Below are 26,527 nucleotides of genomic sequence, written 5' to 3' on the forward strand. Positions count from 1 at the left end.
CACCGAGGAGGCCGAGCGCGTCCGCAAGGCCGTCGTGATCCAGGCCGAGGCCGAGGCGCAGGAGAAGCTCGTCAAGGACATCAAGGCCGCCGAGGTGCTGCGCACCCCGACGGCCGACCGGCGGCCGGCGCCGGAGGGGGCCGGCGCGGAGCCCCCGACGGGCGTCGAGCCGGCGCGGGTGCTGGACCTCGCGCTGCTCGTCGGCGAGCTGCTGCTGGCCAGCGGCGAGGCGGCGGAGGACGTCGAGGCCGCGATGCTCGCCGTCGTCCACGCCTACCGGCTCCACCCCTGCGACCCGCAGGTCACCTTCACCCGGGTGGCGATCTCCTACCAGCCTGGCCCGTCCGAACCCTCGCTGTCGGCCGAGTGCTCGGTCCGCCGCCCGGCCGTCGACTACGCGCGGCTGGCCGCCGTGTTCCGGCTGGTCACCGAGATCACCGTGGGCGGGATGGCCGTCCCGGAGGCGCACGGCCGCCTGGTGGCAGCCCGCCGGCACAGCCGCCGCTACTCCGGCCGGCTGTTCGTGCTCTCCTGCGCGGGGATGGCCGGGGCCGCCACGCTGCTGATCGGCGGCCGGGCCGACGCCCGGGCCTGGCTGGTGTTCACCAGCGCCGTGGTCGCCGCGCTGATGGGCGAGCGGTTCTCGGCGCTGGTGGCGCGCCACGACTTCCCGGCCTTCTACCAGTTCGTGGCGGCCGCGGTGCCCGCCGCCGTGATCGGCATCCTGCTGTCGTTCAACGGGCTGCACCTGCGGGGCTCGGTGGTGATCACCGGCGGGCTGTACGCGGTGCTGCCGGGGTGGCCCATGGTGGCGGCGGCCCAGGACGGTCTGACGGGCTTCTACCTCACCGCCGCCGCCCGGCTGCTCGAAGCGCTGTACCTGATGGCCGGCGTGGTGATCGGGGTGATGACGGTGCTCTACGTCGGCGTCAACAACGGCGCCGACCTCGCCGCCCAGAACGGCCCGCCCGGGGCGGTCAACCCGCCGCTGCAACTCGCCGCCGCGGTGCTGCTCACCCTGGCGTTCGCGGTCCTGCTGAACACCGAGCCGGCCACGCTGCCGGCGGTCCTGCTGAACAGCGCGGCCGGCTGGTCCACGTACGGGGTGCTGGTGAACGCGGGCGGCGAGCCGATCCTGGCCACCGGCCTGGCGGCCGGGCTGGTGGGCCTGTCCGGCCAGCTCATGGCGCGCTGCCGGGGCAGCTCGGCGCTGCCGCACATCACCGCCGCGCTGGGGCCGCTGCTGCCGGGCTCGGTGCTGTACTTCGGGATGCTCGCCTTCGTCCGGGGCGAGCCCGAGGTCGGGCTGAGCGGCATCGGGCGGGCCGGCGCCATGGCGATGGCCCTCGCCATCGGCGTCAACCTGGGCCGCGAGCTGGCCCGGCTCTTCCTGCCGGTGCCCCGGGTCGCCGCGCCGCCGCGCCGCCGGGGCGGTCGCCACCGCCGGTGACGGGGGAGCGGCCGACCGGTTTGCGAGGGTCGTGCCGCGGTAGACGCGTGGGGAGCGGAGCGGGCCGGCAAGGCCGCTCCCCGGGGACGGGCCCGTCCGGTACCGGCGAGGCCGCCCCCGCCGACAGTCACCTCTCGACCTGGGAGGCCTCCGTGATACTCCTCGGCGTCATCCTGCTCGTCATCGGCTTCGTCACCGGGATCTCGATCCTGTGGACCATCGGCATCGTGCTGCTCGTCATCGGTCTGGTCCTGTGGGCCGCCGGAATGCTGGGGCACGCCGTGGGCGGCCGCCGTCACTACTACTGATACCGACCTGTCTGACCCCCGTTCAGCGCGGGGCGCCGGCCGTTCGACGCGACGCGACGGGCCGGCGCGGCTGCGGACCGACCCGGCTCAGGGCCGGTCCTCGTGCAGTCCGCAGAGCCAGGCCAGTGCCCGGTGGACGCCGAGCACATAGCTGTGGTCCGAGCCCTGGGCGCGGACCAGGCGGAGGTGGACGGCGGCGGCCTGGCACTCGGCCAGCAGCTGGGCGCGGCACGGGCCGACGGCACCGGCCGTGGCGGCGGCGGTCACCGGGGCCGCGACCTGGGCGCCGGCGGCCCACCGGTAGGCGCCGAGCACGCCGTGCTCGAAACCGCTCCAGGGCCGCGGGCGCCGGTTGACCTTGTCGATCGCGGCGAACACCTCGTCCACCGGGCGCACTCCCACGGGCGGGACCGTATCGTCACTGGTCATGTCCGCAACCTACGTCCGCCCGGCACCGCCCGCCCCCGGGGAGGACGGCCCGGTGCGGCGCCGCTCTCCCGCGCCACCCGGGCGGCCGAGACGGCGGAGCCCCCCCGGCGGTCACCGGGGCCGGGCCGCCGACCGGGGAAGGGTAGGCTGACCACGTCGTGTCCGGCCGGAGAGGTGGCCGGGCCGGAGGAACGGGGCGGGCCGGCGGCCCGCCGGTGGAGACCCCTGATGACTCGTCGTTTTGACTGCTCTGACCCGTCCGAGCGCGCAGCCGGGCTGCGCGAGGCCGTGGCCGCCGTGCGCCGCGGTGAGCTCGTCGTCCTGCCCACGGACACCGTGTACGGCGTGGGCGCGGACGCCTTCGCGCCGGAGGCCGTCGAGTGCCTGCTGCGCGCCAAGGGCCGGGGGCGGAACATGCCCTCGCCGGTGCTGGTCGGCTCCCCGGAGGCGCTGGACGGGCTGGTCGAGGTGACGGAGCGCGCCCGGGACCTGGTCAAGGAGTTCTGGCCGGGCGGGCTGACCGTCGTCGCCCGCCACCTGGAGTCGGTCGAGCTGGACCTCGGCGAGACCAACGGGACGGTGGCGGTGCGGATGCCCGCGCACCCGGTCGCCATCGAACTGCTCGACGCCACCGGCCCGATGGCCGTCTCCAGCGCCAACCTGACCGGTCACGACTCGCCGCAGGACTGCGACGCCGCCCAGGGCATGCTCGGCGACTCGGTGGCCGTCTACCTCGACGGCGGCCCGACCGCGGCCGCCGTGCCCTCCTCGATCGTGGACGTCACCGGCGAGGTGCCGGTCCTGCTGCGGGCCGGCGCGATCGGTGCCGACCGTCTGCGCGAGGTGGTCCCGGACCTGCTGGAGCGCTGAGCCGGGACGCCCCCGGACCGCCGCGGCGCCACCCGGTCGAACGCACCGCGTGGCGCCCCGGCCGTCCGGGCCGCCGCCGCTAGGGTCGGCGATGGCGTGCGAGGGCGGGCCCTCCGCCGGGCCGGGGAGGGGGTCGGCGCCGCGACCGGGGGGCGTCACCGGCTCCGTTGCGGAGGTTCCATGAGCGCGTCGTCCACCGCGCCGCCCCGGGCGCAGGACCGCACCCGGGCGCGGGTCCGGCAGGGCAGTGCCCTGCTGCGCTGGCTGTTCACCACGGACCACAAGGTCATCGGGAACCTGTACCTGGCGACGGCCTTCGGCTTCTTCCTGGTCGGGGGCGTGCTCGCGCTGCTGATGCGGGCCCAGCTGATGGGCCCGGACACCGGGCTGCTGTCGAACGAGCGGTACAACCAGCTGTTCACCATGCACGGCACGATCATGCTGCTGCTGTTCGCCACCCCGACCTTCGCCGGGTTCGCCAACGCGATCATGCCGCTGCAGATCGGCGCACCGGACGTCGCCTTCCCCCGGCTGAACGCCTTCACCTACTGGGCCTTCCTGCTGGGCGGGCTGATGGTGCTGGCCGGCTTCCTCACCACCGGGGGCGCGGCCGCGTTCGGCTGGTTCGCGTACGCGCCGCTGAACGGCCCGGTGTTCTCGCCCGGGGCCGGCGGGGACCTGTGGGCGCTCGGCCTGGTGGTGGCCGGCCTCGGCACCATCCTGGGCTCGGTCAACTTCATCACCACCGTCACCTGCCTGCGGGCGCCCGGCATGACACTGTTCCGGATGCCGGTCTTCACCTGGAACGTGCTGTTCACCTCGGTCATGGTGCTGCTGGCCTTCCCGGTGCTGACCGCCGCGCTGCTCTGCCTGGAGGCGGACCGCAAGTTCGGCGCGCACGCCTTCGACGCGGCGAACGGCGGGGCGCTGCTGTGGCAGCACCTGTTCTGGTTCTTCGGCCACCCGGAGGTCTACATCGTCGCGATCCCGTTCTTCGGCATCGTCAGCGAGATCATCCCGGTGTTCAGCCGCAAACCGCTGTTCGGCTACTACGGGATGATCGGCGCGACGGTCTCCATCACCGCGCTGTCCATGTCGGTGTGGGCGCACCACATGTTCGCCACCGGCCAGGTGCTGCTGCCGTTCTTCTCGATGATGTCCTTCCTGATCGCGGTGCCCACCGGGGTGAAGTTCTTCAACTGGGTCGGGACGATGTGGAACGGCTCGCTGTCGTTCGAGACGCCGATGCTCTGGTCGATCGGCTTCATGGTGACCTTCCTGTTCGGCGGGCTGAGCGGGGTGCTGCTGGCCGCGCCGCCGATCGACTTCCACGTGACCGACAGCTACTTCGTGGTGGCCCACCTGCACTACGTGCTGTTCGGCACGGTCGTCTTCGCCACCTTCGGCGGCTTCTACTTCTGGTGGCCGAAGCTCACCGGGAAGATGCTCGACGAGCGGCTCGGGAAGGCGCACTTCTGGATCCTGTTCGTCGGGTTCCAGACGACCTTCCTGGTGATGCACTGGCTGGGTGCCCAGGGGATGCCGCGCCGCTACGCGAGCTACCTGGCGGTGGACCACTTCACCGCCCTGAACGTGTGCGCCTCGATCGGCTCGTTCCTGCTCGGGGTCTCCAACCTGCCGTTCTTCTACAACGTCTGGCGGACCACCAGGTACGGCCGGAAGGTCACCGAGGACGACCCGTGGGGCTGGGGCCGGTCGCTGGAGTGGGCCACCTCCAGCCCGCCGCCGGCACACAACTTCCTTGCGCTGCCCCGGATCCGCTCCGAGTCGCCGGCCTTCGACCTGCACCACCCGGAGGTACCGCCGGAGGAGGCGTCGGGCGGCGGCGCCGGCGTGCCCCAGGGCCGTACCGGCGAGCGGGGGAGCGGGCGGTGAAGGCGGAGGGGTGGCTGTTCGCCGTGATGACGGCGTTCTTCGCGGTGACCGGGCTGGTCTACGGCTTCTGGGCCCGGGAGCCGGCCGGCAAGGCGATCCTGACGGTGGCGTTCCTGATGTCCGGACTGGTCGCGCTGTTCTGGTTCGTCCAGCACCAGCGGCTGGGCGGCGGCCGGGCGCAGGACCGCGGGGAGGCCGAGATCGCGGAGGCCGCCGGCCCGGTGGGGTTCTTCCCGGCCCGCAGCGGCTACCCGGTCCTCGCGGCGGTCGGCGTGACGGTCTTCGCACTGGGGCTGGTGTTCGCCCGGTGGCTGATCGTGGTCGGCGCCCTGGTGCTCGCGCTCGCCGTCGCCGGCTTCATCTTCCAGTACCGCGACCACGGAGCGGGCTGAGCCGGCGCAGCAGCCGCCGCAGCGGACCGCCCGGGGCGGGCGCGGCCTCCCGGCCGGCCGGGGCGGCGGGGTGGGCCGGAGCGGTGAGGACGGCCGTCATCCGCTCCGACTCCCGCTCGGTGGAAGGCAGTTCGACCAGGTCGCGGTGGAACCAGGAACTCGCCGCGGCGCGCGCCCGCCGGTGCCGGGGCGCCCCCGGCGGTGCGGTGACCGGCTCCGTCGCGGCGCGCGCCAGCAGCACGTACCGCTCGGCCTCCGGCACCGGGCGGCGGTGGCCGGAGAAGCCGCCGTCGAGCGACTGGTCGATCCGGCCGGTCTCGTCGCCGTCCAGCAGCCGGGCGCGGTCCCGGGCCTGCAGGGCCAGGCAGAGCCACCGGGTGAGCAGGAAGGCCGCCGGCGGCAGCACGATCACGGCCGTCCGCAGCGCCACCGTGAGCGCGTTGACGGAGAGTTCGAAGGCGTACGCGATCACGTCGTTGCCGCCCGCGATCAGCAGCACCGCGTAGAAGGTGATCCCGGCGACGCCCAGCGCGGTGCGGGTCGGCCGGTTGCGCGGCCGGTCGCACAGGTGGTGCTCGCCGGTGCCGGGGTCGAGCCACCGTTCGACGAAGGGGTAGGCGTACAGCGCGGCGAACAGCAGGCCGGGCACCACCAGGGCGGGCAGGAACACGTTCCAGGACACGGTGTGCCCGAGCACCCTGGTCTCCGCGGCCGGCATCAGCCGCAGCGCCCCCTCGATGAAGCCGATGTACCAGTCCGGCTGGGCGCCCGTCCCCACGACGTCGGGGCGGTAGGACCCGTACCGCCAGATCGGGTTGACCTCGGCGAGGAAGGCGGAGAGCGCCATCACGCCGCCGACCGTGAACGTCAGGCCCACGGTGCGGGTCAGGAACTGGGGGAAGAAGGGCATCCCCACCACGTTGCGGTTGGTGCGGCCGGGCGCGGCCCAGTGGGTGTGCTTCAGCACCACCACCAGCGTCAGGTGCGCCCCGACCAGGGCCAGCAGCAGGCCGGGAACCAGCAGGACGTGCACGGTGAACAGCCGGGGGATGACGTCCTGCCCGGGGAACTGGCCGCCGAAGGCGAACAGGGTGAGGTAGCTGCCGACCAGCGGCACCGAGAGCAGCACGCCCTCGGCGATCCGCAGGCCGGTGCCGGAGAGGGTGTCGTCGGGCAGCGAGTAGCCGGAGAACCCCTCCAGCAGCGCCAGGTTGAAGAGTGTCACCCCGATCACCCAGTTGAGCTCGCGCGGGCGGCGGAACGCCCCGGTGAAGAACACCCGCAGCAGGTGCACCCCGATCGCCGAGGCGAACAGCAGCGCCGACCAGTGGTGGATCTGGCGGACCATCAGCCCGCCCCGCACCTCGAAGCTGATCCGCAGGGTCGACGCGTACGCCTCGGACACCCGGACGCCGCTCAGCGGGAGGTAGGCGCCCTGGTAGAGGACCTCGTTCATGCTCGGGCGGAAGAAGAACGTCAGGTAGACGCCGGTCACCAGCAGCACCACGAAGCTGTACAGCGCGAGTTCGCCGAGCAGGAAGGACCAGTGGTCCGGGAAGACCTTGCGCAGCAGCTCCCGGCCCGCCTCGGTGAGCGGCAGCCGCCCGTCCAGGCGGGTCACGACGCGCTCGCCGGCGGACGGCTCGCGCCCGTTCGAAGCCCTGGTTTCGTCCACGGCAGGAACCTAGTGGGCCGCGCGGCGCGCGGGGCGGTCGAGCGCCGTGCCTGCCACGGCGGGCGGGGACGGAGCACTCCAACGGCGGAACGGGCGTGGCCGCCGTGGGGCGCGGGCCGGTCGTCGGCGGTTCAGTCCTCCGCGAGCAGCAGGGCGAGCGCGGTGTCCACGTCGAGGTGCTCGGACTCCGCGCCGGCGGGCACCAGCAGGAAGGAGTCCGACAGGAACGCCGCGACCTCCCCGTCCGGCGCGCTCAGCACGGCCTGCGCGCCGTCGGGCCCGCGCAGGGTGATCAGGACCTCGCCCTCGGGCCCGGGGCTCACCCGGACGTCGCCGCTCCCGGCCGGGGCGTGCCGTCCCTCGTTCAGCAGCTCGCGGCTGAAGTACCAGCACACCTGGGGCTCGGCCGGTACGCAGGTGCAGGGCGTCAGCGGGAACGCCAGGCAAGCAGCGTAGGGCAGCTCGGGGTCGAACCGCAGCTCCGCGACGACGGGGACGTCGGGCATCGGGCTGTCGGGGAAGGTGACGGGCATCGGGTGGACGGGCATCTGCATCGAACGACCCTCCTGTGGCCGTGGGGCCGGTCCCGGGCGGGCCGGTGTCCCTGTCCGGCGCCTACCCGGTGTCCCGGTATGCAGTCGACGGGCACCGAATCTCCACAACTCTCCGATGCGGTAAGGCTGTTCGGCCCGGCGCCGGCGAGCCGCCCGGCGGCCGCCGACACCCGCGGGCGGGCGGGGCACCCCACCGGATAGCCGAAGCGGGACCCTTCCGCAATGACGACCTCCGACAAGCGCGGGCCGCGACTTCCGTGGCGGCGTGGCAACGGTGGTGCCCTTCGGCGCGGATAGGCTCCGGACGACCGACACCATGATCACGATCTCCGGATCGGAGAGGGCGCCACCGCGTGAGCATCCAGCAGATCACCCCCAAGCAGCGGGGCTACCTGATCGTCAACTCCCACCCGGCCGGCAGCGCCGCCACCGTCGACCGCCAGTGGCGGCGCATCGAGCCCGCGGCCCCGGTCGGCCGGGCCCCCGTCGTCCTGGTCCTCGGCGCCAGCGCCGGCTACGGCCAGGCCCTGCTGCTCGCCGGGCTGCGCCGCCAGGGCATCCGGGGCGTCGGCGTCGCCTACGAGGCCGCCGCCACCGAGCGCCGCACCGCCACCGCCGGCTGGTACCGCACCGCCACGACCGCCGCCCTGGTCGAACAGGACGGCGGCGACATCACCTTCGTCAACGCCGACGCCTACGCGGACGCCACCCGCGCCGAGGTCCTCGAGCTCCTCGCCGAGCGCTACGGCCCCGTCGACCACCTCGTCTACTCGCTCGCCTCGCCCCGGCGCACCGACCCGGCCACCGGCGAGGTCCACCACTCGGTGATCAAGCCGATCGGCGCCCCCTACACCTCGCCGTCGCTGCTCTTCGAGGACGGCACCCCGCGGATCGGCACCGTCGACCTCACCCCGGCCGACGAGGCCGAGCAGGCGGCGACCGTCAAGGTGATGGGCGGCGAGGACTGGCAGCTGTGGGTGCGGGCGCTGGCCGACGCGGACCTGCTCGCCCCCGGCTTCACCACCGTGGCGCTGTCCTACGTCGGCTCCGAGATCACCGCGCCGGTCTACCGGCAGGGCACGATCGGCGCGGCCAAGGAGCACCTGGAGGCCACCGCCCACCGGCTGCGGACCGGGCTGCTCGCCGACCGCGGCCGGGCGTTCACCGTCGTCGCCGGCGCGGCCGTCACCCAGGCGTCCACCGCCATCCCCTCCATCGCCCTCTACACCTCGCTGCTGCGCACCGTCCTCGGCGAGGAGGGCTGGCGCACGACCGACGACCAGGCCGTGGACCTGTGGGAGCAGCTGACCGGCGCGAAGGAGCTCACCCTGGACGAGCAGGGCCGCATCCGCCTGGACGGCTGGGAGCTCGACCCCGCCGTGCAGGACCGGGTACGGGAGCTGTGGGCCGACCCGGCGGCCGCGCTGGCCGCCGACCCGGCCGGCTCCGCCTGGTTCTACGGCCAGTTCCGGCAGCTGTACGGCTGGGACGTGCCCGGGGTCGACTACACCACCGGTGTCGAGACCTCGACGCCCTGGCCCGCCTGACCCGAAGGCCCGACCGCGGCGGACCGGACACGCTCCGGCGGGGCCCGGCCGGGGGCGCTTCCGGGCGCGCGGGCCCTTCCCGGGTGGGGTCAGGGGGTGTCGGGTTCCTCCAGGAGCAGTTCCAGGAGGGGGAGGGCCGCCTCCAGGTCCCGGCACTGGGCGGGGGTGAGCCGGGCGCTGCGGCGGGCCAGCAGGGCGGTGCGCTCGCGGCGGATCCGGGAGAGGGTGTCGTGCCCGAGCGGGGTGGGGGCGAGCAGCTGGGAGCGTCCGTCCTCGGGGTCGGGAGTCTTGGCGACCAGACCGTCGGCGACCAGCGGGGCGACGGTGCGGACCATGGAGGGCACCGCCACCCCCTCGCGGGCGGCGAGTTCGCCGAGGCGCAGCGGCCCGTGCTGCTCCACCCGGGCCAGGGCGGAGAGCTGGGCCGCGGTGAGGTCCTGGTCGCCGGAGGCGCGGACCAGTTGGCGGTTGAGCCGGCCGATCGCCAGGCGGAGCCGGACCACGGACTCGGCGGACAGCCCGATGCCGTCCGCGGTCACGGCCCGTGCTCCTTCGTCGGCGGGGTGGCGGTGGTCGGCCGCCGCTCGGTCGCGGCCGTCGCTCCGGCGGGCGTCGTCCGGGTGGTCGGCGTTCCGCCGCCGTCCGTCGTTCCGCCGCCGTCCGTGGTTCCGGTGACGGGTGCGGCGGGCGGGGCCGGCGTCGCGGTGGGTGCGGCGGCGGGCCGTTCGCGGACCAGCGAGGCGGCCGCGGCCACCAGCGACATCGCGATGGCCAGCCAGAACACCACCACCAGCCCGTCGTGGAAGGGCCCCGAGATCAACTGGGGGAAGAACTCCCGGCCGGTCAGCGTGCGGGCGTTGTCCGGTGGCAGTCGGCCGAGCACGTGCGGGCCCAGGAGCTGCTGGATCGGGTTGTAGCCGAGGAAGGCCGCGAACAGGGTGCCCACCGGCGGCAGCGAGGCGACGGCGTGGGCGTCGTCGGCGGGCACGCCCTGGGCGGTCAGTCCCGCGGTGAGGGTGTGCGGCAGCGAGCCGGCCAGGCCGGCCACCATCAGGGAGAAGAAGACCCCGATCGACAGCACCATGCCGGCGTTCTGGAAGGTGGCCCGCATGCCGGAGGCGGCTCCGCGGGCGGCGGCCGGCACGCTGGACATGATCAGCGAGGTGTTGGGGGCGGCGAACAGGCCGCCGCCCAGGCCGTTGAGGAAGACCAGCACGGCGAACCACGGGTAGCCGAAGTCGGTGGGCAGCAGGAGCAGCCCGGCGAAGGAGAGCGCCATCACCACCAGGCCGCCGGCGGCGAAGAGCCGGGCCCCGGCGCGGTCCGAGAGGTAGCCGGCGACCGGCCCGGCGGCCAGGAATCCGACGGTCAGCGGGACGAGGTAGATGCCGGCCCACAGGGGGGTGTCGGCGTAGTCGTAGCCGTGCAGCGGGAGCCAGATCCCCTGGAGCCAGATGATCAGCATGAACTGCAGCCCGCCGCGGGCGATCGAGCCGAGCAGGGTGGCGGCGTTGCCACCGGCGAAGACCGGGTCGCGGAAGAGCGAGAGCGGGAACATCGGCTCGGCGGTCCGGGACTCGACCAGGCAGAAGACGGCGAGCAGCGCCACCCCGCCGAACAGCCCGGCCAGCACCCAGGGGCTGGTCCAGCCCATGGTGTGGCCGCCGTACGGCTGGATGCCGTAGGTGATCGCGGCGAGCAGGGCGGTCAGGCCGACGGCGAAGGTGACGTTGCCCCACCAGTCGATCCGGGCCGGCTTGCGCACCCCGGTGTCGCGCAGCGACCGGTAGGCCCAGACGGTGCCGAGCAGGCCGATCGGCACGTTGACCCAGAAGATCGAGCGCCAGTTCCACTCGGCCAGCAGCCCGCCGAGGACCAGGCCGATGAAGGAACCGGCGATGCCCGCGACGATGTTGACGCCGAGCGCCGTGCCGCGCCGGTGGGCCGGGAAGGCGTCGGTGATGATCGCCGCCGAGTTGGCCATCAGCATCGAGCCGCCGACCGCCTGTACGACCCGCCAGCCGATCAGCCACAGCGCCCCCGGCCCGCCGTGCAGCGGATCGAGGGAGAGCGCCACCGAGGTGAGGGTGAAGATCAGGAAGCCGGCGTTGTAGATCCGCACCCGGCCGTGGATGTCGCCGAGCCGGCCGAGGGTGACCACCAGGACGGCGGTGACCAGCATGTAGCCCATCAGCATCCACAGCAGGTAGCTGACGTTGCCCGGGCGGAGCGGGTCCAGGCCGATGCCGTTGAAGATCGCGGGCAGCGAGATCAGCACGATCGACGCGTTGATGGTGGCGATCAGGGTGCCGAGCGTGGTGTTGGACAGTGCCACCCACTTGTACCGGGGGTGGTCCGGCTCCACGCCGGTACGGGCCGGGCGCGGCCGCCCGGTCCTGCCGCCGCCGGAGAGTCCTGTCGCCACCGCTGCCTCCTGCCGGCCCCTTCGGCCCGCCCTGGCCTGGCCCGGACCCGGCCTGGCCCCGGGGCCGTCGGGTCGGAGTGGGATTTCGATAGCTTCCGCCAACTAACGATAGTCCGAGGGGTGTTCCGGTGCCAGGGCGCTGCCGGGGCTCGGGGGAGCGGCGCGGCGTGCGCGGGAGCGCGCCGTGGCCGGGCGGGCGCGGCCCGTCAGTTCTCGGCGGCCGCGGACGGCTGCCGCCGGGTGCGGGTCCGGTCCGTCAGCAGGACGGCGGCCGCGGTCAGCAGGGCGGCGCCCAGGGCGTAGACCGGCAGCCAGAGCGTCGTGGTGGCGGCCAGGCAGTCGGCGACCGCGCGTCCGGCCTGCTGGGCCTGGGCGGCGGCGAGTGCGGGGCCGTCGTGGCCGGCCTGGTCGCCGAGGGCGGCCCGGGCCTGCCACCGCGCGTAGTCGCCCAGGTGGGGGCACTCGTCGCGGGTGTGCGGCATCGGGAAGAGCCAGGGCCAGCGCTGCATCGCGGGGGCCAGGGTGAGGGCGACGGCGAGGCCGATGACCATGGCGTAGGCGGCGAGGCTCCGGAGGAAGCCGGCCCCGGCGTCCGCCGCCCGGGTCGGCGGGTGGGTGGAGGAGAGGACCACCGCGAGGAGGGTCAGCCCGATGTAGCCGGAGAACCACTGCCACGAGCCGGTGGAGAGGGAGAAGGCGAGTACGGCGGCCAGCGCGGTGCCCAGGACTCCGGCCCGGCCGCCCACCCCCGGGCCCGGGGCGGGGGCCGCGGGCACCGGGGCGGTTCGGCGGCTGCGGTCGTCCATGTGTGTTCTCCCCTGGCCGGCTGCGGGCCACCAGTCTCCGGGCGCCGCCGTCCCGAGGCCCGCGCACCATGCCGCGCCGCCCGCCGCCTCGCCCGGTTGGCGGGCGCGGCGGCGGGCGGGGACGGTCCTCGGAGCAGGCGCCTCAGGCCGGTTCGAGCGGCCACGGGTCGTGCGCCGCCACGTGGGCGCGCAGCCCGCGCAGCGCCCGGGCGGCGGCGATCCCCACCGCGCCGGTGACCACGCCGTCGCGCACGCAGACGGCGGCGTAGCCGCGTTCCTCCAAGCTGCCGTCGACCACCTCGAAGCGCTCGGCGCCGCCGGGCCGGCCGAAGGCCTGGACCCGCAGCCCGTACTGGTCGGTCCACAGGTACGGGACCGGCTGGTAGGCCTGCCGGACGCCGTCCGGGCCGGCCAGCAGGTTCCGGGCCGCCTGTACGGCCTGCTCGGTGGCGTTGGTGCGCTGTTCGACGCGCCGGTGGCGGCCGGTGCGCGGGTCGGGCCAGGAGGCGGCGTCCCCGGCGGCCCAGACGCCGGGGCCGGCCGAGCAGTAGGCGTCGCATACCACGCCGTCGTCCAGCGGGACGCCGCTGCCGGCCAGCCACTCGGTGGCCGGCTCGCATCCGACGGCCATCAGCACGGCGTCGGCCGCCAGGTCGGTGCCGTCGTCCAGCCGTACGCCGGCGGCCCGGCCGTTGTGGTCCAGCAGCGCGGTGGCGGTGCCCCGGTGCAGGCGCACCCCGTGCTCGCGGTGCAGGCCGGCCAGCAGCGCGGCCGTCTCGGTGCCCAGGACGGCGGCCAGCGGCGTGGCGGTGGAGGTCAGCCAGGTCACCTCGGCGCCGAGCCCGACGGCGGTGGCCGCCGCCTCGGCGCCGAGCAGTCCGCCGCCGACCACCAACAGCCGTACGCCGGAGCGCAGTTCCTCGCGCAGGGCGAGGGCGTCGGCGAGGGTGCGCAGGACGTGCGCGCCGGGCAGCGGGGCGTCGGCGCCGGGGAGCCGGCGCGGACGGACCCCGGTGGCCACGACGACGGCGTCGCCGCGCACCCGCCGGCCGTCGGAGAGCCGGACCGCCCGCTCCCGGCGGTCCAGCCGCTCGGCCCGGACCCCGAGGCGCAGGTCGAGCCGGAGCTCCTCCAGCGCCTCGGGGCCGCGCAGGGCCAGGCGGTCGGGCTGCCACTCCCCGCCGAGCAGGTGCTTGGACAGCGGCGGCCGGTCGTACGGCGCCTCCGGCTCGGCCCCGATCAGGGTGAGGCGGCCGTCGTAGCCGGCGCGGCGCAGCGCCTCGGCGGCGTGCAGTCCGGCCGCGCCGGCGCCGACCACGACCACGTCCTGCAGCGCGGTCACCCCTGGTCCAGGTGGATGGCCGTGGCGGGGCAGACCGCGGCGGCGTCCCGGACGGCCTGGTGGAGTTCGGCGGGCGGTTCGGCGTCGAGCAGGACGACGATGCCGTCCTCCTCGCGCTGGTCGAAGACGTCGGGGGCGGCGAGCACGCAGTGACCCGCGCCGCAGCACTTGTCCTGGTCGATCCGGACGAGCATGGTCTTCCCTTCGGAACATCTCTGACGGTTCGATCTGCTTCGAACGACGGTGCAGAGTCGGTGGGTTGGTGTGTGGGGGGCTCCTGGGGGCAGGTCACCAGGAGATCGGCAGCTCGTGGACGCCGTAGATGAGCATCTCGCCGCGGAAGCGGACCTCCTCGAACGGTACGGCCAGGCGCAGTTCGGGCAGTCTGCGCAGGATGGTGGCCAGCGCGATCTGCAACTCCAGCCGGGCGAGCGGCTGTCCGAGGCACTGGTGGATGCCGAAGCCGAAGGCCAGGTGGCGGCGGGCGTCGCGGGTGAGGTCGAGTTCGTCGCCGTCCGGGAACTCCTTCTCGTCCCGGTTGGCGGTGTTGACCATGCAGATGACGCCGTCGCCCGGCTCGATCCGCGCGCCGCCCAGCTCGACGGGCTCGGTGGCGACCCGGGTCAGGCCGGAGTGCACGATGGTCAGGTAGCGCAGCAGCTCCTCGACCGCGCCGGGCACGGCTTCGGGGTGCTCGCGCAGGTGGTGGAGCTGGTCGGGGTTGCGCAGCAGGGCGAGCACGGAGAGCGCGGTCATGTTCGCGGTGGTCTCGTGTCCGGCGATCAGCAGCAGCCGGCCCATCCCGCCGATCTCCTCGGTGCTCAGCTCGCCGCGTTCCACGAGGCGGCTGAGGATGCCGTCGTCGGGCCGGGTGCGCTTGCTCTCGGTGAGCCGGACCAGGTAGTCGACGAGTTGTGCCTGGGCGTCGGCGACGGCCTCGGCGGTGGAGTCGCGGCGCAGCAGGACGCGGCTGCACTCCTGGAAGAAGTCGTGGTCCTGGTAGGGGACGCCGAGCAGCAGGCAGATGACCAGGGACGGCAGCGGCAGGGCGAACTCGCGGACCAGGTCGGCCTCGGAGCGTCCGTCGGTCATCCGGTCGAGCAGGTCGTCGGCGATCCGCTGGACCTCGGGGCGCAGCGCCTGGACCTTCTTGATCATGAACTCGCCGGTCAGCATCCGGCGGAAGTGGGTGTGCTCGGGGGCGTCCATCCGGATGATGGTCGGCCGGCCGTTGTTCAGCTGGCGGGCGCCCGCGCTGATGAACGGGAAGCCGGGCCGGGTGGAGTCGGAGCTGAACCGGCCGTCGGAGAGGACGGCCTTGATGTCCTCGTGGCGGGTGACCATCCAGCTCGTGGAGCCGTCCCACAGGGTGACGCGGCTGACGGGCTCCTCCTGCCGGGCCTGGTCGTAGGCGGGCGGCGGGTCGAACGGGCAGGTGCCGCGGGCGGCGGGGTGGGAGAACCGCGGGGTCTTCTCGGCGGTGGCCATCGGTGAATCCCCTTCTCGATGGAGGCCGGGCGTATTTACGTGCCCAAAGCAACTAACTGAACGTCACGCTAACTCGCGTTCCGTGGTGGCGAAAGGGCGTGCCGGACGTCCGTCGAATCTGTCCGAAACCAGGCTGTGACTCTCCGCACCGGCCGCCGTTCGAACCGGATCGCTACAGTTCCTCCATGTCGGACGAAGAAGACGCCGGAGACGACCGGACCACCGCCCCCGCGCCGGAGGGCACGGACGGGCTGGACGGCCTGGAGGACGTACTCGCCACGCTGGCCTACCTGCTGACGCGCTCGCAGGAGCACGAGCGCCGCACCGCCCGGGCCGGCATCACCGCCGCCCGCTCGGACGTCTACCTGCTGCGCGCGCTCGCCGAGTGCGCGGGAGCCAGCCGGGTGAGCGACCTGGCCGACCGCCTGATGGTCAAACCCTCGCACGTCACCCGCCAGATCGACCGCCTCCAGGGCCAGCAACTGGTGGAACGCAGCCTGGACGCCCAGGACCGCAGGGCCCGCCAGGTGGCCATCACCCCCGACGGGCGGGAACTGCTGGACCGCCTGAAACAGGCCAACATCGCCGGACTCGCCGGCGCCCTGGACGGCGTCCCCGAACCGGACGTCGTCACCACCGTCACCGTGCTGCGCCACCTGATCGACCGCTACGTGCACCGGGTGCGCGGCACGGGAGCCGAGGACGACCCGCTCCCGGACCGGGCGGACGGCCCCGGCGCCGCCCCGCGGACGGTGGCCCGGCTCAGGACCGCGGCGCACAGCGGCGGTTGAGCCGGGGGAGCGGCCGGGTACGTCCCCCGGCATGTCGGACGAGAAGAACCGCTCCGTGGCCGAGGCGATCCTGCCGCTCGTCGGTGGCGCCGCCAACATCCGCTCGGTCGCCCACTGCATGACCCGGCTGCGGCTGGGCCTGGCGGACCGCTCCCCGGTGGACACCGAGGCGCTCCGGGCGCTGCCGGCGGTCCTGGGCACGGTCGAGGACGACACCTACCAGATCGTGCTCGGCCCCGCCGCCGTCGCCGGGGTCACCGCGCAGCTGCGCCGCCTCCTGGAGGCCGAACCGGCCCGAGCGGACGGCGGGGAACGGGCGGACGGAGCGGAACCGGACGGCGTGAAGGGAGCGGGCGGACGGGCCGGACCGGGCGCCGCCCCCACCGCCGAGGACCTCGCCGGGCGTGGCGAAGGCCTTCGGGCGCGGGCCCGGGCGCGCAACGCGACCCCGGTGAAACTGGCGCTGCGCCGGATCGCGAACATCTTCGTCCCGCTGATCCCCGCCCTGATCGGCTGCGGGATCGTCGCCGGCCTCGCCGGGGCCCTCGCCAACCTCGGCTGGGCGCCGGCGCTGGTCACCGCCCTGGGCCCGGTCTCCTCCGGGTTCATGTCCCTGATCGCCGTCTTCGTCGGCTACAACACGGCGAAGGAGTTCGGCGGCACCCCGGTGCTCGGCGGGGCGGTGGCCGGCGTCGTCGTCTACGCCGGGGTCGCCAAGGTGGAGGCCTTCGGCCACCACCTCACCCCCGGGCAGGGCAGCGTGGTCGGCGCACTCGGCGCCGCCCTGCTGGCCGTCCACCTGGAGCGCTGGACGCGCAGGCTGGTGCCCGCCGCCCTGGACGTCCTGGTCACCCCCACGGTCACCGTCCTGCTCGGCGGGCTGGCCGCGCTGTACGGCCTGATGTTCCTCGCGGGGGAGGTCTCCACCGGCATCGGCCACGCCGCCACCTGGCTGCTCGCCCACGGCGGCCTGCTCGCCGGGCTGGTGCTCGGCGGCCTCTTCCTGCCGCTGGTGATGCTCGGCCTGCACCAGGCGCTGATCCCGATCCACACCACCCTGATCCAGCAGCAGGGCTCCACCGTCCTGCTGCCGATCCTCGCCATGGCCGGTGCGGGGCAGGTCGGTTGCGCGGTGGCCGTCTACCTTCGGCTGCGCCACAACGCCTCGATCCGGGCCACCATCAGGTCCGCCCTCCCGGCCGGCCTGCTCGGCGTGGGCGAGCCCCTGGTCTACGGCGTCACCCTGCCGCTGGGGCGCCCGTTCGTGACCGCCTGCGTCGGCGGCGCGGCCGGCGGCGCCTTCGTCGGGGTGGCCGGCCAGCTCGGCGACGCGGTGGGCTCCACCGCGATCGGCCCCTCCGGCTGGGCGCTCTTCCCACTGCTGGCCGGCCCGCACGGGCTGCTCGCGAGTGCGGCCGTGTACGGCGGCGGGTTGCTGACCGGGTACGTCGCGGGCTTCCTGGCCACCTGGTTCTTCGGCTTCACTCGGGAGACCCTCGCCGAGTACAACGCGCAGGCCCCGGAGGGCAGTTCGCGGTAGCGGCGGGCCGCCGCCGACGTGCTCGGCGGCGGCCGCAGGGGCCGGGGGCATGCCGGTCAGGTGGCCAGGAAGCGCTCCCGGTGCACCTGCTCGGGCGGCACCCCGTGCAGGGCGGCGGTGTGCAGCACCGCGTCCACCAGGGGCGGCGGTCCGCAGACGTACAGGTCCGGTGCGGTGCCGCCGAGTTCGGGCAGGGCGGCGGCCAGCAGGTCCGCCGGGGTGCCGGTCGGCCCGGACCAGCCGGGGCCCGGCTTCCGGACGCAGACCTCGTACCGGAAGCCGGGCAACTCGACTGCCATGGCGTCGAGTTCCTCGCGCCCGAAGACGTCCTGCGGCTCGTTGACACCGAGGAACAGCCGGGCCGGCTGCGGGTCCTGCCACTCGGCCATCCGGCGGACCATCGCCAGCAGCGGGGCCAGGCCGGTGCCGCCGGCCACGAACCAGCGCGGCCGCAGGCCGGTCTCGTGCAGGCCGAAGGCGCCCTGCGGGCCGTGCGCGGTGAGCCGGTCGCCCGGGCGGGCCCGGTCGGCGAGGTACGAGGAGAAGTGCCCGCCCTCCCGCAGCCGGACGTAGAACTCCAGCCGGCCCTCCCAGTTGCCGGTGTTGGCGAGGGAGTAGGCGCGCCTCACCTCGCTGCCCGGGGCCTGGAGCTCCATGAACCGGCCCGGGTCGAACTGGCAGTCCGGGTCGTCGAGGCTCAGCTCCAGCCGCACGGTGTCCGAGGTGACCCGGTCCACCGCCGTGACGACGGCCTCGCGGGCCGGGATGTCGCCGTACAGGATGCGGGACCGCTCGTACGGCAGTGCGGCCGTCAGCGGCCCGCACGGAAAGGTGCGGCAGAGCAGGACCTCGCCGCGTTCGCGGTCGCCCGGCGGGAGGGCCTGCTCGCTGTGCGGGCCCAGGTCGTACGGGCCGTCGGTGACCGTGGCGTGGCAGGAGCCGCAGGTGCCCCGGCGGCAGGAAGCCGGCAGGGTGGCGCCGGCCCGCGCCGCGGCCTCCAGGACGCTGCGGCCGGGGGCGCAGTCGAACTCCAGCCGGCCGCCGTCCCTGGTGGTGAGGGCGACCGGGTGGGTGCCGGCGGCCTCCCCCGGGCCGGCCGTGCTCACGGTGCCGGCCGTGCTCACGGTGCCGTCCGTGCTCACGGTGCCGGCCGTTCGAGGGCGGCGGCCAGGTCGGCCGCCGGGTCGCCGATCACCCGCAAGTCGAACCGCCTGACCAGCTCGTCCACCAGGGCCGGGGTCAGGAAGCCGGGCAGCGAGGGGCCGAGGTGGATGGTGCGGATGCCCAGCGCGAGCAGGGTGAGCAGCACCGCGACGGCCTTCTGCTCGGTCCAGGACAGTGCCAGGGTGAGCGGCAGGTCGTCGACCTCGCACGCGAAGGCGTCGGCGAGCGCGGTGGCGATCCGGATGGCGGAGTAGGTGTCGTTGCACTGGCCGAGGTCGAGCAGCCGGGGCAGGCCCGCGATCTCGCCGAAGTCGTGCCGGTTGAAGCGGTACTTGGCGCAGCCGAGGGTGAGCACCACGGTGTCCCGGGGCGCGCCGAGCGCGAAGTCGGTGAAGTAGTCGCGTCCGGGGGTGGGGCCGTCGCAGCCGCCGATCAGGAAGAAGTGCCGGATGTCGCCCTGCCGGACCGCGTGGACGATCTGGTCGGCGACGGCGAGCACGGCGTCCCGGCCGAAGCCGACGGTGACGGCCTCCTCCTCGGCCGCGGTCTCCGGGAACCCCGGCAGGGCGTGGGCGGCCTGGATCAGCGGGCGGAAGTCGTGGTCGGCGAGGTGCCGGACCCCGGGCCAGCCGACCGGTCCGGCGGTGAAGATCCGGCGGCGGTAGCTGACGTGCGGTTCGATGACGCAGTTGGAGGTCATCAGGATCGGGCCGGGGAAGGCGGCGAACTCCTGCTGCTGGTCCTGCCAGGCGCCGCCGTAGTTGCCGGCCAGGTGCGGGTGGGCCTTGAGCAGCGGGTAGGCGTGCGCGGGCAGCATCTCGCCGTGGGTGTAGACGTTGATGCCCTGGTCCCGGGTCTGCACCAGGACGGCCTCCAGGTCCCGCAGGTCGTGGCCGCTGACCAGGATGGCCTTCCCGGCGACGGGGGTGGTGCGGACGGCGGTGGGCTGCTGGGGGCCGTAGGTGCCGGTGTTGGCGGCGTCGAGCAGTTCGATGGCCGCGAGGTTCAGCCGCCCGAGGCCGACGGCGCGCTCCAGCAGCTCGGCGGGGTCGGTCGGCTCGCCGGCCAGGTAGGCGAGGGCCTCCTCGACGCCGCCGAGGACCTCGGCGCTGCGGCGGCCGAGCACGTCGGCGTGGTGGGCGTAGGCGCAGATGCCCTTGAGCGCGTAGAGGTGCAGCGAGCGGAGCCCGACCACCTCCGGCCCGACCAGGGGGAGCCCGATGTCCACCCGGACGCCGGGAGCCTGGCCCACCAGCGCGGCCGGGTCCGCCCCCGGGGTCCAGGCGGCCGGTCCGGTGAGGGTCTCCGGTTCCTGTCCGGCGGCGCGCGCGGCCCGCTCGTACCGGTCCCGGGCCCGGTTGCGGACGCCGACGGCCAGCTGGATCAGGGCGGCGAAGCGGGTGGGGTTGAAGTTGACGTTGGTGAGCGTGGTGAAGACCGCGTAGAGGACGAAGGCGGTGGCCTCGTCGTCCGGGTCGCCGAGGGCGCGGGCCTTCGCGGCGTACTGGGAGATGCCCTTGACCGCGTGGATCAGCAGGTCCTGGAGGTCCGAAGTGGGGGAATCCTTGCCGCAGTTGCCGAGCGGACCGGCGCAGCCGGGGGTGGCGCCGGTGCGGTCGGTCTGTTCGCACTGGAAGCAGAACATGCGGGTCCTCCGGGGACTCGTGGTGTCGTTCGGGCGAGACGGCGGGACGGGCCCCGACGCGTCCAGGATGGGGGCCTCCACTGACGGCGCGTCAGGGCCGGAGGGCCCCAATCAGGGGCCGGGAGACCCTGCCGGACGGCCGCCGCCGAGGCCGGTGCCTCCGATCGGGTGCACCTGGTGCGGCGGACGGAGGAAACCGTCGGCGCGTCACCGCTGCGCGGGGTCCCGGTTGAGCACACTCCGAGGGCCCCTCTTACATTCATATGATGAAAGGACTGCGGTGAAGCCCAGTCAGGATCCGGTGACGACCCTCACCTGGAGACGCCGATTCGGCAGGGCGGTGGGCACCGCCCTGGCCCTGACGCTCGTCCCCTTCGGCATGTCGCTCGTCGCACCGACGGCCGCCCAGGCGGCCGGCCTCCCGGGCGGCCTCGGGCCCTGCCTGGGCGCGGACTGTCCGGCCACGTTCCCACCGGTCAACAACGGCCCCTTCGCCGGCCGCGACGCCGGCGTGAACATCTTCGTCGGCGGAGACTTCAGCGTCCGGGAATCGGCCGCGGAGGCCGAGGGGCACGTCGTGACCCTCGGCAACTTCGACATGAGCAAGGCCGCCGGAGTCAGCTCCGTGTACAACATCGGCATCGTCGGCGTCGGCTCCCGCGTGCCGCCGCCGGACGGGGCCGACTTCCTCACCGCCGGCGGCAACGTCACCGTGGCCCCCGGGCAGAACCTCCTCGCCGAAGGCGGCGTCGTCCGCTACGCGGGCACGGCCACCGGCACCATCACCGGCACGAAGATCCAGGACCCGCAGGCCGTGGCCGCCTACACACCGCTGCGCGGCGAACTGCAGACCGCGAGCACCTGCTACGCCGGCGTCGGCACACCCCGGCCCGCCACCGGAACCGCCGTCAACCAGGGGTACCAGACCCTGTTCACCGGCGACGGCACCTCCGCCCTCCAGGTCTTCAACGTCGACTTCGACCTCGTCGGGCGCGGCGGCTCCACCCAGGGCATCGTCTTCGCCGGGATCCCCGCCAACGCGACCGTGCTCGTCAACCTCACCGGCGCCGCCCGCACCATCAACACGTACAGCGGCAGCCTCGCCGACACCGACCCGTGGAACCAGTTGCGCGAGCGGCTGCTGTGGAACTTCCCCACCGCGACCACCGTCAGCCTCGTGGGATCGGGCCAGTTCCAGGGCAGCGTACTGGTCGGCAACCCGGCCAGCACCGCCACCATGGGCCTGCCCGGCCTGAACGGACGGTTCTTCACCACCGGCTCGCTGCTGCACAACTCCGGTGGCGGCACGACCGGCACCGAGTTCCACGCCTACCCCTTCAACGGCGACCTCCCGGACTGCGGCAACCCGCCGGCCCCCACCGGCTCCACCAGCGTGACGAAGACCGACTCCGCCACCGGCCAGACCCTGGCGGGCGCGGTCTTCCAGCTGTGGCGCGAGACCAACGGCGTGGCGGGCCTGCAGACCACCGGGACCACCCCGGACACCAAGGTGGGCGCCCCCTGCACCACCGCGAGGAACGGCCTCTGCTCCGCCGCCGACCTCCCGCTGGGCACCTACTACTGGGAGGAGACCCAGGCCCCACCCGGCTACGACCTCCCGCAGCCCGCCGTGACGACGGTGGTGCTCGACACCGACGGGCAGAACGTCCCGGTCACCGTCGGGGACGCCCGGAGCCCGGTCGTCGAGACCGGGTCGACCAGCGTGACGAAGACCGACTCCGCCACCTCGCAGCCGCTGGCCGGTGCGACGTTCCAGCTGTGGCGTGAGAGCAACGGGGTCGCCGGGTTGCAGACGACCGGGGCGAACCCGGACACCGCCGTCGGGTCGCCGTGCGTGACCCCGGCGTCGGGTGTCTGCTCCGCGACCGGCCTGCCGCTGGGCACCTACTACTGGCAGGAGACGGCCGCCCCGCCCGGGTACGACCTGCCCGAACTCAACGTCACCACCGTCGTGCTGAACACCAACGGGCAGGACGCCCCGGTCACCGTCGCCGACACCGAGACCGCCGCCCCGACCGGGTCGACCAGTGTGACGAAGACCGACTCCGCCACCTCGCAGCCGCTGGCCGGTGCGACGTTCCAGCTGTGGCGTGAGAGCAACGGGGTCGCCGGGTTGCAGACGACGGGGGCGAACCCGGACACCGCCGTCGGGTCGCCGTGCGTGACCCCGGCGTCGGGTGTCTGCTCCGCGACCGGCCTGCCGCTGGGCACCTACTACTGGCAGGAGACGGCCGCCCCGCCCGGGTACGACCTGCCCGAACTCAACGTCACCACCGTACTGTTGGACACCAACGGGCAGAACGTCGCGGTCACCGTGACCGACGCCCGGACCACCGCTCCCACCGGAGCCACCACCGTCACCAAGGTCGACTCCGTCACCGGGCAGCCGCTGGCGGGTGCGACGTTCCAGCTGTGGCGCGAGAGCAACGGCGTCGCGGGGCTGCAGACGACCGGGGCCAACCCCGACACCGCCGTCGGCTCCGCCTGCGTCACCCCCGCGTCGGGCGCCTGCGTCGCGGACGGCCTGCCGCTGGGGACGTACTACTGGCAGGAGACGGCCGCCCCGCCCGGGTACGACCTGCCGCAGCCGGCGGTGGAGACCGTGGTGCTCGACACCGACGGGCAGAACATCCAGGTCACCGTCAGGGACGCGAAGACGACCGCTCCGACCGGCTCCACCACCGTCACCAAGGTCGACTCCGTCACGGGGCAGCCGCTGGCGGGCGGGGTCTTCCAGCTGTGGCACGAGAGCAACGGGGTGCCGGGGCTGCAGACGACCGGGGCGAACCCGGACACCGCCGTGGGCTCGCCCTGTGTGACGCCGGCGACGGGTGTCTGTTCCGCCGACAACCTGCCGCTGGGGACGTACTACTGGCAGGAGACCCAGGCGCCTCCCGGGTATGACCTGCCGCAGCCGGGGGTGACGACCGTAGTGCTGGACGCCGCCCGGCCGAACGTCCAGGTGACCGTCAAGGACGTGAAGACGGCCGCTCCGAATGGCTCCACCTCCGTCACCAAGGTCGACGCCGACACCGGAAAGCCGCTGGCGGGTGCGACGTTCCAGCTGTGGCACGAGACCAACGGCGTGCCGGGGCTGCAGACGACCGGGGCGAACCCGGACACCGCCGTCGGCGCGCCGTGCGTGACCCCGGCGACGGGTGTCTGTTCCGCCGACAACCTGCCGTTGGGGACGTACTACTGGCAGGAGGTCTCCGCACCCGTCGGCTACCAGCTGCCGCAATCCGCGGTGACCACGGTCGAGCTGACCGAGGACTGCCCGTGCGTGGCGATCACGGTCGAGGACAGCCAGGAGTGCCCGCCGCCGCCGTGCCCGCCCACCCCCTGCCCGCCGGGCGACGACTGGCGCCCGTACGGCCGCTACACCCCCGTACCCGGCTACCTCTGGGGCCTGAACGCGTGAGGTGACAGCCACGGTGTGACGACCGGGCCGGAGGAGTCCACGGCGGCTCCTCCGGCCCGGTCGTGCCGGGGCCGGTGCGGCCGCGCTTCGGCAGGTCGGGCCCGGGGCCCTACGATGTCGCCATGAGCGGCAGCCTTCGGATATCAGGTGCACACCCTGCGCAGGAGCAACGGGACGACGAGCGGCTGGAGGCCGCGGCCGGCATCCTGGCGCTGCTCGCGGACCGCACCCGGCTGGCCCTGCTCCAGCGGTTGAGCGCCGGTGAGGCCGACGTGACCACGCTCACCGAGGCGACCGGAGCCCCCCGGACCTCGGTCAGCCAGCACCTCTCCAAGCTCCGGCTGGCGGGCCTGGTCACGGCCCGCAAGGACGGCCGGCGCGTCGTGTACGCGCTGCGCCACGGCCATCTGCGCAGGCTGGTCGACGAGGCGCTGAGTGCCGCCGACCACCAGATCGGCGAGCTCCCGCCGCACGACTGAGCGGCCCCGCCCCCGAGGAGTCGCCGGACGGCCCGTTCCGACGAGTTCCGGCCCGTACCCTCCGGGGTGCGGGTCCTTTTCGAGTCAACATGTGCACATGCGCGCACATGTTGACTTATCCTGGTCGTGTCGTCCTGCCGCGCCCAGTCCGAGCGGGGTCCCGTCATGCTGTCCGTGCTGCGCAACCGCACCTATCTGCACCTGTTCGCCGCCCAGATCGTCGCCCTGGTGGGCACCGGCCTCGCCACGGTGGCGCTGGGCCTCCTCGCGTACGACCTCGCCGGAGCGGGAGCCGGATCGGTGCTCGGCACCGCCCTGGCGATCAAGATGCTGGCGTACGTCGGCATCGCCCCGGTGGTCGGAGCGCTGGCCCACCGCATCCCGCGCCGGAGGCTGATGGCCGCCTCCGACCTCGTCCGGGCCGCGGTGGCCCTCACCCTGCCCTTCGTCACCGAGGTGTGGCAGGTCTACGCGCTGATCTTCGTCCTGCAGTCCGCCTCGGCCGCCTTCACCCCGGCCTTCCAGTCGGTGATCCCCGAGGTGCTGCCCGAGGAGCGCGAGTACACCCGGGCCCTGTCGCTGTCCCGGCTCGCCTATGACACCGAGAGCCTGGTCAGCCCGGTGCTCGCCGCGGCCCTGTTGGCGCTGATCAGCTACAACTGGCTGTTCTGGGGCACCGCCGCCGGGTTCCTCGGCTCCGCCGCACTGGTGCTCTCCGCCGTCCTGCCCAAGCCGTTCCCCCGCGACCGGGCCGGGGCCGAGCGGGCGGGGGCCGAAGGGGCGCGGACCGAGGGGGCGGGGACCGAGGGGGCGGGGGCGGCCGGGGGAGTCCTCGCCAGGTCCGCCCGGGGCACCCGGCTGTTCCTCGCGGTGCCCCGGCTGCGGGCGATGCTCGCCCTGGACCTCGCGGCGGCCGCCGCCGGCGCCATGGTGATCGTCAACACCGTCGTCTACGTCCGCGACCAGCTCGGCCGCGCCGCCACCGACGTCCCGATCGCGCTCGGTGCCTACGGAGCCGGGTCGATGGCCGTGGCGCTGCTGCTGCCCCGGGTGCTGGAACGGGTGCCGGACCGGGCCGTCATGCTCCCGGCGGCCTTCGGCATCGTCGGACTCCTCGCCCTGCTCGCCGCGCTCACCGCCGCCGGGCCGGCCGGCTGGCGCTGGCCCGCGCTGCTCGCCGTCTGGGCCGCCTTCGGCGCGGTCGGCTCGCTGATCCTCACCCCCACCGGCCGGGTGCTGCGCGACTCGGTGGCCAGGGAGGACCTTCCGGCGGTCTTCGCGGCCCAGTTCTCCCTCTCCCACGGCTGCTGGCTGCTCACCTACCCCCTGGCCGGCTGGCTCGGCGCCGCCCTGGGTCTCACCGCGGCCTCCGCCGCACTCGGCGCCGTCGCCCTGGGCTCCGGCGTCCTGGCCGCCCGCGCCTGGCGCCGGGTGCCCGGGGCGGGTCGGCCGTCCGGCCGGACCGCCGGTACCCCTCGGGCCGGCCGTTCGGGGCGACGGGCCGATGCCGCCGCGTGAGGGGGGGCGGTGCCCGACGGCGGTGCGTCCGGCGTTCGGACGGTGCGGTACGGAGGCGTCCGCCGTGGGCGGGTGGGGCCGGAACGGGTCGGCGCGCCCGTGGCCGTCCGGCCGGGCCCCGGTCTCCCGTGCACCCGCCGTGACCGGAGCCGCCTGGTCGCGGCTTCCGAAGATCGCCCCCGAATCGGCGCATGGGAAGCGCAGGGGCGGGCAAACGTCGAAAACCGGCGGATTGATCCGCATATCGGACAAGCGAAGCGAGGAAGCCATGGGTGAGCCTTCGAACAAGGTGCAGGAGACGGTCGGGAAGGCGAAGGAGAAACTGGGCGACCTGACCGGCGACCAGGAGCTGAAGGGCGAAGGCCAGGCCGACCGGGCCGAGGCGAAGGCCAAGCAGGCGGTCGAAGGCGTCAAGGGAGCCGCTCAGGCCGTGGCAGACCGCGTCAAGGGCGCCTTGAAGCACGACGGCTGAGCGGCGCCTTGACCGCCGAACGCGACGTCCGTCGAACGCAACGACCGAGAAGGGAGGAGCCGTCGTGGCCCTGTTCCTGTTCATCCTGCTCATCGCCGTGGTGTTCGGCTTCGTCGGGGCACTGGTGAAGGGCCTGCTGTGGCTGCTCGTCATCGGCGCGGTGCTCTTCGTCGTCGCCCTGGTCCTCGGAGGTGCCCGCCTGGGGCGGCGCCGATGACGAGGGCGGGGGAGGCGGGTCCGCAGGGCCGTCGCGGCGCACCGCGACGGCCCCGCGGGCATCGCGCCCGGGGACCC

At 74.3% G+C, this 26,527-nt stretch carries 24 protein-coding genes; 13 read left to right on the forward strand and 11 right to left on the reverse strand.

Features of this window, described 5'->3' with window-relative positions:
• Both AB0E96_RS17045 and AB0E96_RS17050 read left to right on the forward strand, forming a co-directional pair.
• Nucleotides 1–1,450 (forward strand): threonine/serine exporter family protein (locus tag AB0E96_RS17045; RefSeq protein ID WP_359824007.1); only part of this gene is annotated, 1,450 nt, incomplete at its 5' end.
• Between the two features lie 152 nt (nucleotides 1,451–1,602).
• On the forward strand, nucleotides 1,603–1,758 hold the full coding sequence (locus tag AB0E96_RS17050; protein ID WP_359824010.1) for a DUF6131 family protein: 156 nt from the start codon (nucleotides 1,603–1,605) through the stop codon (nucleotides 1,756–1,758).
• A gap of 87 nt (nucleotides 1,759–1,845) precedes the next feature.
• Here AB0E96_RS17050 and AB0E96_RS17055 read toward each other — a convergent pair whose 3' ends face one another.
• Nucleotides 1,846–2,187 carry a hypothetical protein gene (locus AB0E96_RS17055; RefSeq protein WP_359824012.1) on the reverse strand — a complete coding sequence of 114 codons (342 nt, stop codon included), beginning with the start codon at nucleotides 2,185–2,187 and terminating at the stop codon, nucleotides 1,846–1,848.
• Between the two features lie 228 nt (nucleotides 2,188–2,415).
• On the opposite strand from AB0E96_RS17055, the gene AB0E96_RS17060 reads away from it, so the two are divergent.
• The 3 genes from AB0E96_RS17060 (at nucleotide 2,416) to AB0E96_RS17070 (ending at nucleotide 5,345) form a co-directional block, all read left to right on the forward strand.
• Nucleotides 2,416–3,057: an L-threonylcarbamoyladenylate synthase gene (locus AB0E96_RS17060; RefSeq protein ID WP_359824015.1), complete on the forward strand. Its 642-nt coding sequence runs from the start codon at nucleotides 2,416–2,418 to the stop codon at nucleotides 3,055–3,057.
• Nucleotides 3,058–3,237: 180 nt separating this feature from the next.
• Complete coding sequence (ctaD, locus tag AB0E96_RS17065) at nucleotides 3,238–4,953, forward strand: cytochrome c oxidase subunit I (protein WP_359824017.1); 1,716 nt, start codon at nucleotides 3,238–3,240, stop codon at nucleotides 4,951–4,953.
• Nucleotides 4,950–5,345, forward strand: coding sequence for a cytochrome c oxidase subunit 4 (locus AB0E96_RS17070; RefSeq protein WP_359824020.1), 396 nt, complete (start codon nucleotides 4,950–4,952; stop codon nucleotides 5,343–5,345). Before ctaD ends, AB0E96_RS17070 begins: the two co-directional genes overlap by 4 nt.
• Here AB0E96_RS17070 and AB0E96_RS17075 read toward each other — a convergent pair.
• Nucleotides 5,311–6,966, reverse strand: a complete 1,656-nt coding sequence (locus AB0E96_RS17075; protein WP_359824063.1) for a cytochrome bc complex cytochrome b subunit — start codon at nucleotides 6,964–6,966, stop codon at nucleotides 5,311–5,313. The two genes, AB0E96_RS17070 and AB0E96_RS17075, sit on opposite strands and share 35 nt — an antisense overlap.
• Before the next feature lie 185 nt (nucleotides 6,967–7,151).
• Nucleotides 7,152–7,574 (reverse strand): SsgA family sporulation/cell division regulator, encoded by a 423-nt coding sequence (locus tag AB0E96_RS17080; protein ID WP_359824023.1) that lies wholly within the window; start codon nucleotides 7,572–7,574, stop codon nucleotides 7,152–7,154.
• Between the two features lie 353 nt (nucleotides 7,575–7,927).
• On the opposite strand from AB0E96_RS17080, the gene AB0E96_RS17085 reads away from it, so the two are divergent.
• Nucleotides 7,928–9,121, forward strand: coding sequence for an enoyl-[acyl-carrier-protein] reductase FabV (locus AB0E96_RS17085; RefSeq protein ID WP_359824026.1), 1,194 nt, complete (start codon nucleotides 7,928–7,930; stop codon nucleotides 9,119–9,121).
• A gap of 89 nt (nucleotides 9,122–9,210) precedes the next feature.
• Here AB0E96_RS17085 and AB0E96_RS17090 read toward each other — a convergent pair whose 3' ends face one another.
• The 6 genes from AB0E96_RS17090 to AB0E96_RS17115 all read right to left on the reverse strand — a co-directional run bounded on the left by AB0E96_RS17090 (nucleotide 9,211) and on the right by AB0E96_RS17115 (nucleotide 15,182).
• Nucleotides 9,211–9,660, reverse strand: a complete 450-nt coding sequence (locus AB0E96_RS17090; RefSeq protein WP_359824029.1) for a MarR family transcriptional regulator — start codon at nucleotides 9,658–9,660, stop codon at nucleotides 9,211–9,213.
• Complete coding sequence (locus tag AB0E96_RS17095; protein ID WP_359824066.1) at nucleotides 9,657–11,486, reverse strand: MFS transporter; 1,830 nt, start codon at nucleotides 11,484–11,486, stop codon at nucleotides 9,657–9,659. Before AB0E96_RS17095 ends, AB0E96_RS17090 begins: the two co-directional genes overlap by 4 nt.
• Nucleotides 11,487–11,752: 266 nt before the next feature.
• On the reverse strand, nucleotides 11,753–12,352 hold the full coding sequence (locus tag AB0E96_RS17100) for a hypothetical protein (protein ID WP_359824032.1): 600 nt from the start codon (nucleotides 12,350–12,352) through the stop codon (nucleotides 11,753–11,755).
• Nucleotides 12,353–12,494: 142 nt separating this feature from the next.
• Nucleotides 12,495–13,694, reverse strand: a complete 1,200-nt coding sequence (locus AB0E96_RS17105; RefSeq protein WP_359824034.1) for an FAD-dependent oxidoreductase — start codon at nucleotides 13,692–13,694, stop codon at nucleotides 12,495–12,497.
• Nucleotides 13,691–13,888, reverse strand: a complete 198-nt coding sequence (locus AB0E96_RS17110) for a ferredoxin (RefSeq protein ID WP_359824037.1) — start codon at nucleotides 13,886–13,888, stop codon at nucleotides 13,691–13,693. Before AB0E96_RS17110 ends, AB0E96_RS17105 begins: the two co-directional genes overlap by 4 nt.
• A gap of 94 nt (nucleotides 13,889–13,982) precedes the next feature.
• Complete coding sequence (locus AB0E96_RS17115; RefSeq protein WP_359824040.1) at nucleotides 13,983–15,182, reverse strand: cytochrome P450; 1,200 nt, start codon at nucleotides 15,180–15,182, stop codon at nucleotides 13,983–13,985.
• A gap of 185 nt (nucleotides 15,183–15,367) precedes the next feature.
• On the opposite strand from AB0E96_RS17115, the gene AB0E96_RS17120 reads away from it, so the two are divergent.
• A complete protein-coding gene (locus tag AB0E96_RS17120; RefSeq protein WP_359824042.1) occupies nucleotides 15,368–15,973 on the forward strand; it encodes a MarR family transcriptional regulator in 606 nt (201 codons plus the stop codon).
• A gap of 31 nt (nucleotides 15,974–16,004) precedes the next feature.
• On the forward strand, nucleotides 16,005–17,513 hold the full coding sequence (locus AB0E96_RS17125; protein WP_359824045.1) for a PTS transporter subunit EIIC: 1,509 nt from the start codon (nucleotides 16,005–16,007) through the stop codon (nucleotides 17,511–17,513).
• A gap of 56 nt (nucleotides 17,514–17,569) precedes the next feature.
• On the opposite strand, the gene AB0E96_RS17130 is transcribed toward AB0E96_RS17125, so the two are convergent.
• A complete protein-coding gene (locus AB0E96_RS17130) occupies nucleotides 17,570–18,655 on the reverse strand; it encodes a 2Fe-2S iron-sulfur cluster binding domain-containing protein (protein ID WP_359824048.1) in 1,086 nt (361 codons plus the stop codon).
• Complete coding sequence (gene hcp, locus AB0E96_RS17135; protein ID WP_359824051.1) at nucleotides 18,652–20,322, reverse strand: hydroxylamine reductase; 1,671 nt, start codon at nucleotides 20,320–20,322, stop codon at nucleotides 18,652–18,654. The genes AB0E96_RS17130 and hcp overlap by 4 nt, the downstream gene beginning before the upstream one ends.
• Nucleotides 20,323–20,602: 280 nt before the next feature.
• Between hcp and AB0E96_RS17140 the strand changes: the two genes are divergently transcribed.
• The 5 genes from AB0E96_RS17140 (at nucleotide 20,603) to AB0E96_RS17160 (ending at nucleotide 26,450) form a co-directional block, all read left to right on the forward strand.
• Nucleotides 20,603–23,764 (forward strand): SpaA isopeptide-forming pilin-related protein, encoded by a 3,162-nt coding sequence (locus AB0E96_RS17140; RefSeq protein WP_359824054.1) that lies wholly within the window; start codon nucleotides 20,603–20,605, stop codon nucleotides 23,762–23,764.
• Nucleotides 23,765–23,886: 122 nt separating this feature from the next.
• On the forward strand, nucleotides 23,887–24,243 hold the full coding sequence (locus AB0E96_RS17145) for a metalloregulator ArsR/SmtB family transcription factor (RefSeq protein WP_359824057.1): 357 nt from the start codon (nucleotides 23,887–23,889) through the stop codon (nucleotides 24,241–24,243).
• A 165-nt stretch (nucleotides 24,244–24,408) separates the two neighbouring features.
• Entirely contained in the window at nucleotides 24,409–25,761 is a 1,353-nt protein-coding gene (locus tag AB0E96_RS17150) for an MFS transporter (protein WP_359824069.1), read from the forward strand.
• 139 nt (nucleotides 25,762–25,900) lie between these two features.
• Nucleotides 25,901–26,233 (forward strand): CsbD family protein, encoded by a 333-nt coding sequence (locus AB0E96_RS17155; protein ID WP_359824059.1) that lies wholly within the window; start codon nucleotides 25,901–25,903, stop codon nucleotides 26,231–26,233.
• 64 nt (nucleotides 26,234–26,297) lie between these two features.
• Complete coding sequence (locus AB0E96_RS17160) at nucleotides 26,298–26,450, forward strand: hypothetical protein (protein WP_359824061.1); 153 nt, start codon at nucleotides 26,298–26,300, stop codon at nucleotides 26,448–26,450.
• Nucleotides 26,451–26,527 lie beyond the last annotated feature (77 nt).

The sequence above is a fragment of the Kitasatospora sp. NPDC036755 genome, assembly GCF_040636595.1.
Lineage (GTDB): Bacteria > Actinomycetota > Actinomycetes > Streptomycetales > Streptomycetaceae > Kitasatospora.

Coding starts and splice junctions, on each gene's coding strand:
- AB0E96_RS17120 (WP_359824042.1), top strand. CDS start 15,368: ATGTCGGACGAAGAAGACGCCGGAGACGACCGGACCACCGCCCCCGCG.
- AB0E96_RS17150 (WP_359824069.1), top strand. CDS start 24,409: ATGCTGTCCGTGCTGCGCAACCGCACCTATCTGCACCTGTTCGCCGCC.
- AB0E96_RS17125 (WP_359824045.1), top strand. CDS start 16,005: ATGTCGGACGAGAAGAACCGCTCCGTGGCCGAGGCGATCCTGCCGCTC.
- AB0E96_RS17145 (WP_359824057.1), top strand. CDS start 23,887: ATGAGCGGCAGCCTTCGGATATCAGGTGCACACCCTGCGCAGGAGCAA.
- AB0E96_RS17100 (WP_359824032.1), bottom strand. CDS start 12,352: ATGGACGACCGCAGCCGCCGAACCGCCCCGGTGCCCGCGGCCCCCGCC.
- AB0E96_RS17110 (WP_359824037.1), bottom strand. CDS start 13,888: ATGCTCGTCCGGATCGACCAGGACAAGTGCTGCGGCGCGGGTCACTGC.
- AB0E96_RS17055 (WP_359824012.1), bottom strand. CDS start 2,187: ATGACCAGTGACGATACGGTCCCGCCCGTGGGAGTGCGCCCGGTGGAC.
- AB0E96_RS17080 (WP_359824023.1), bottom strand. CDS start 7,574: ATGCAGATGCCCGTCCACCCGATGCCCGTCACCTTCCCCGACAGCCCG.
- AB0E96_RS17060 (WP_359824015.1), top strand. CDS start 2,416: ATGACTCGTCGTTTTGACTGCTCTGACCCGTCCGAGCGCGCAGCCGGG.
- ctaD (WP_359824017.1), top strand. CDS start 3,238: ATGAGCGCGTCGTCCACCGCGCCGCCCCGGGCGCAGGACCGCACCCGG.
- hcp (WP_359824051.1), bottom strand. CDS start 20,322: ATGTTCTGCTTCCAGTGCGAACAGACCGACCGCACCGGCGCCACCCCC.
- AB0E96_RS17115 (WP_359824040.1), bottom strand. CDS start 15,182: ATGGCCACCGCCGAGAAGACCCCGCGGTTCTCCCACCCCGCCGCCCGC.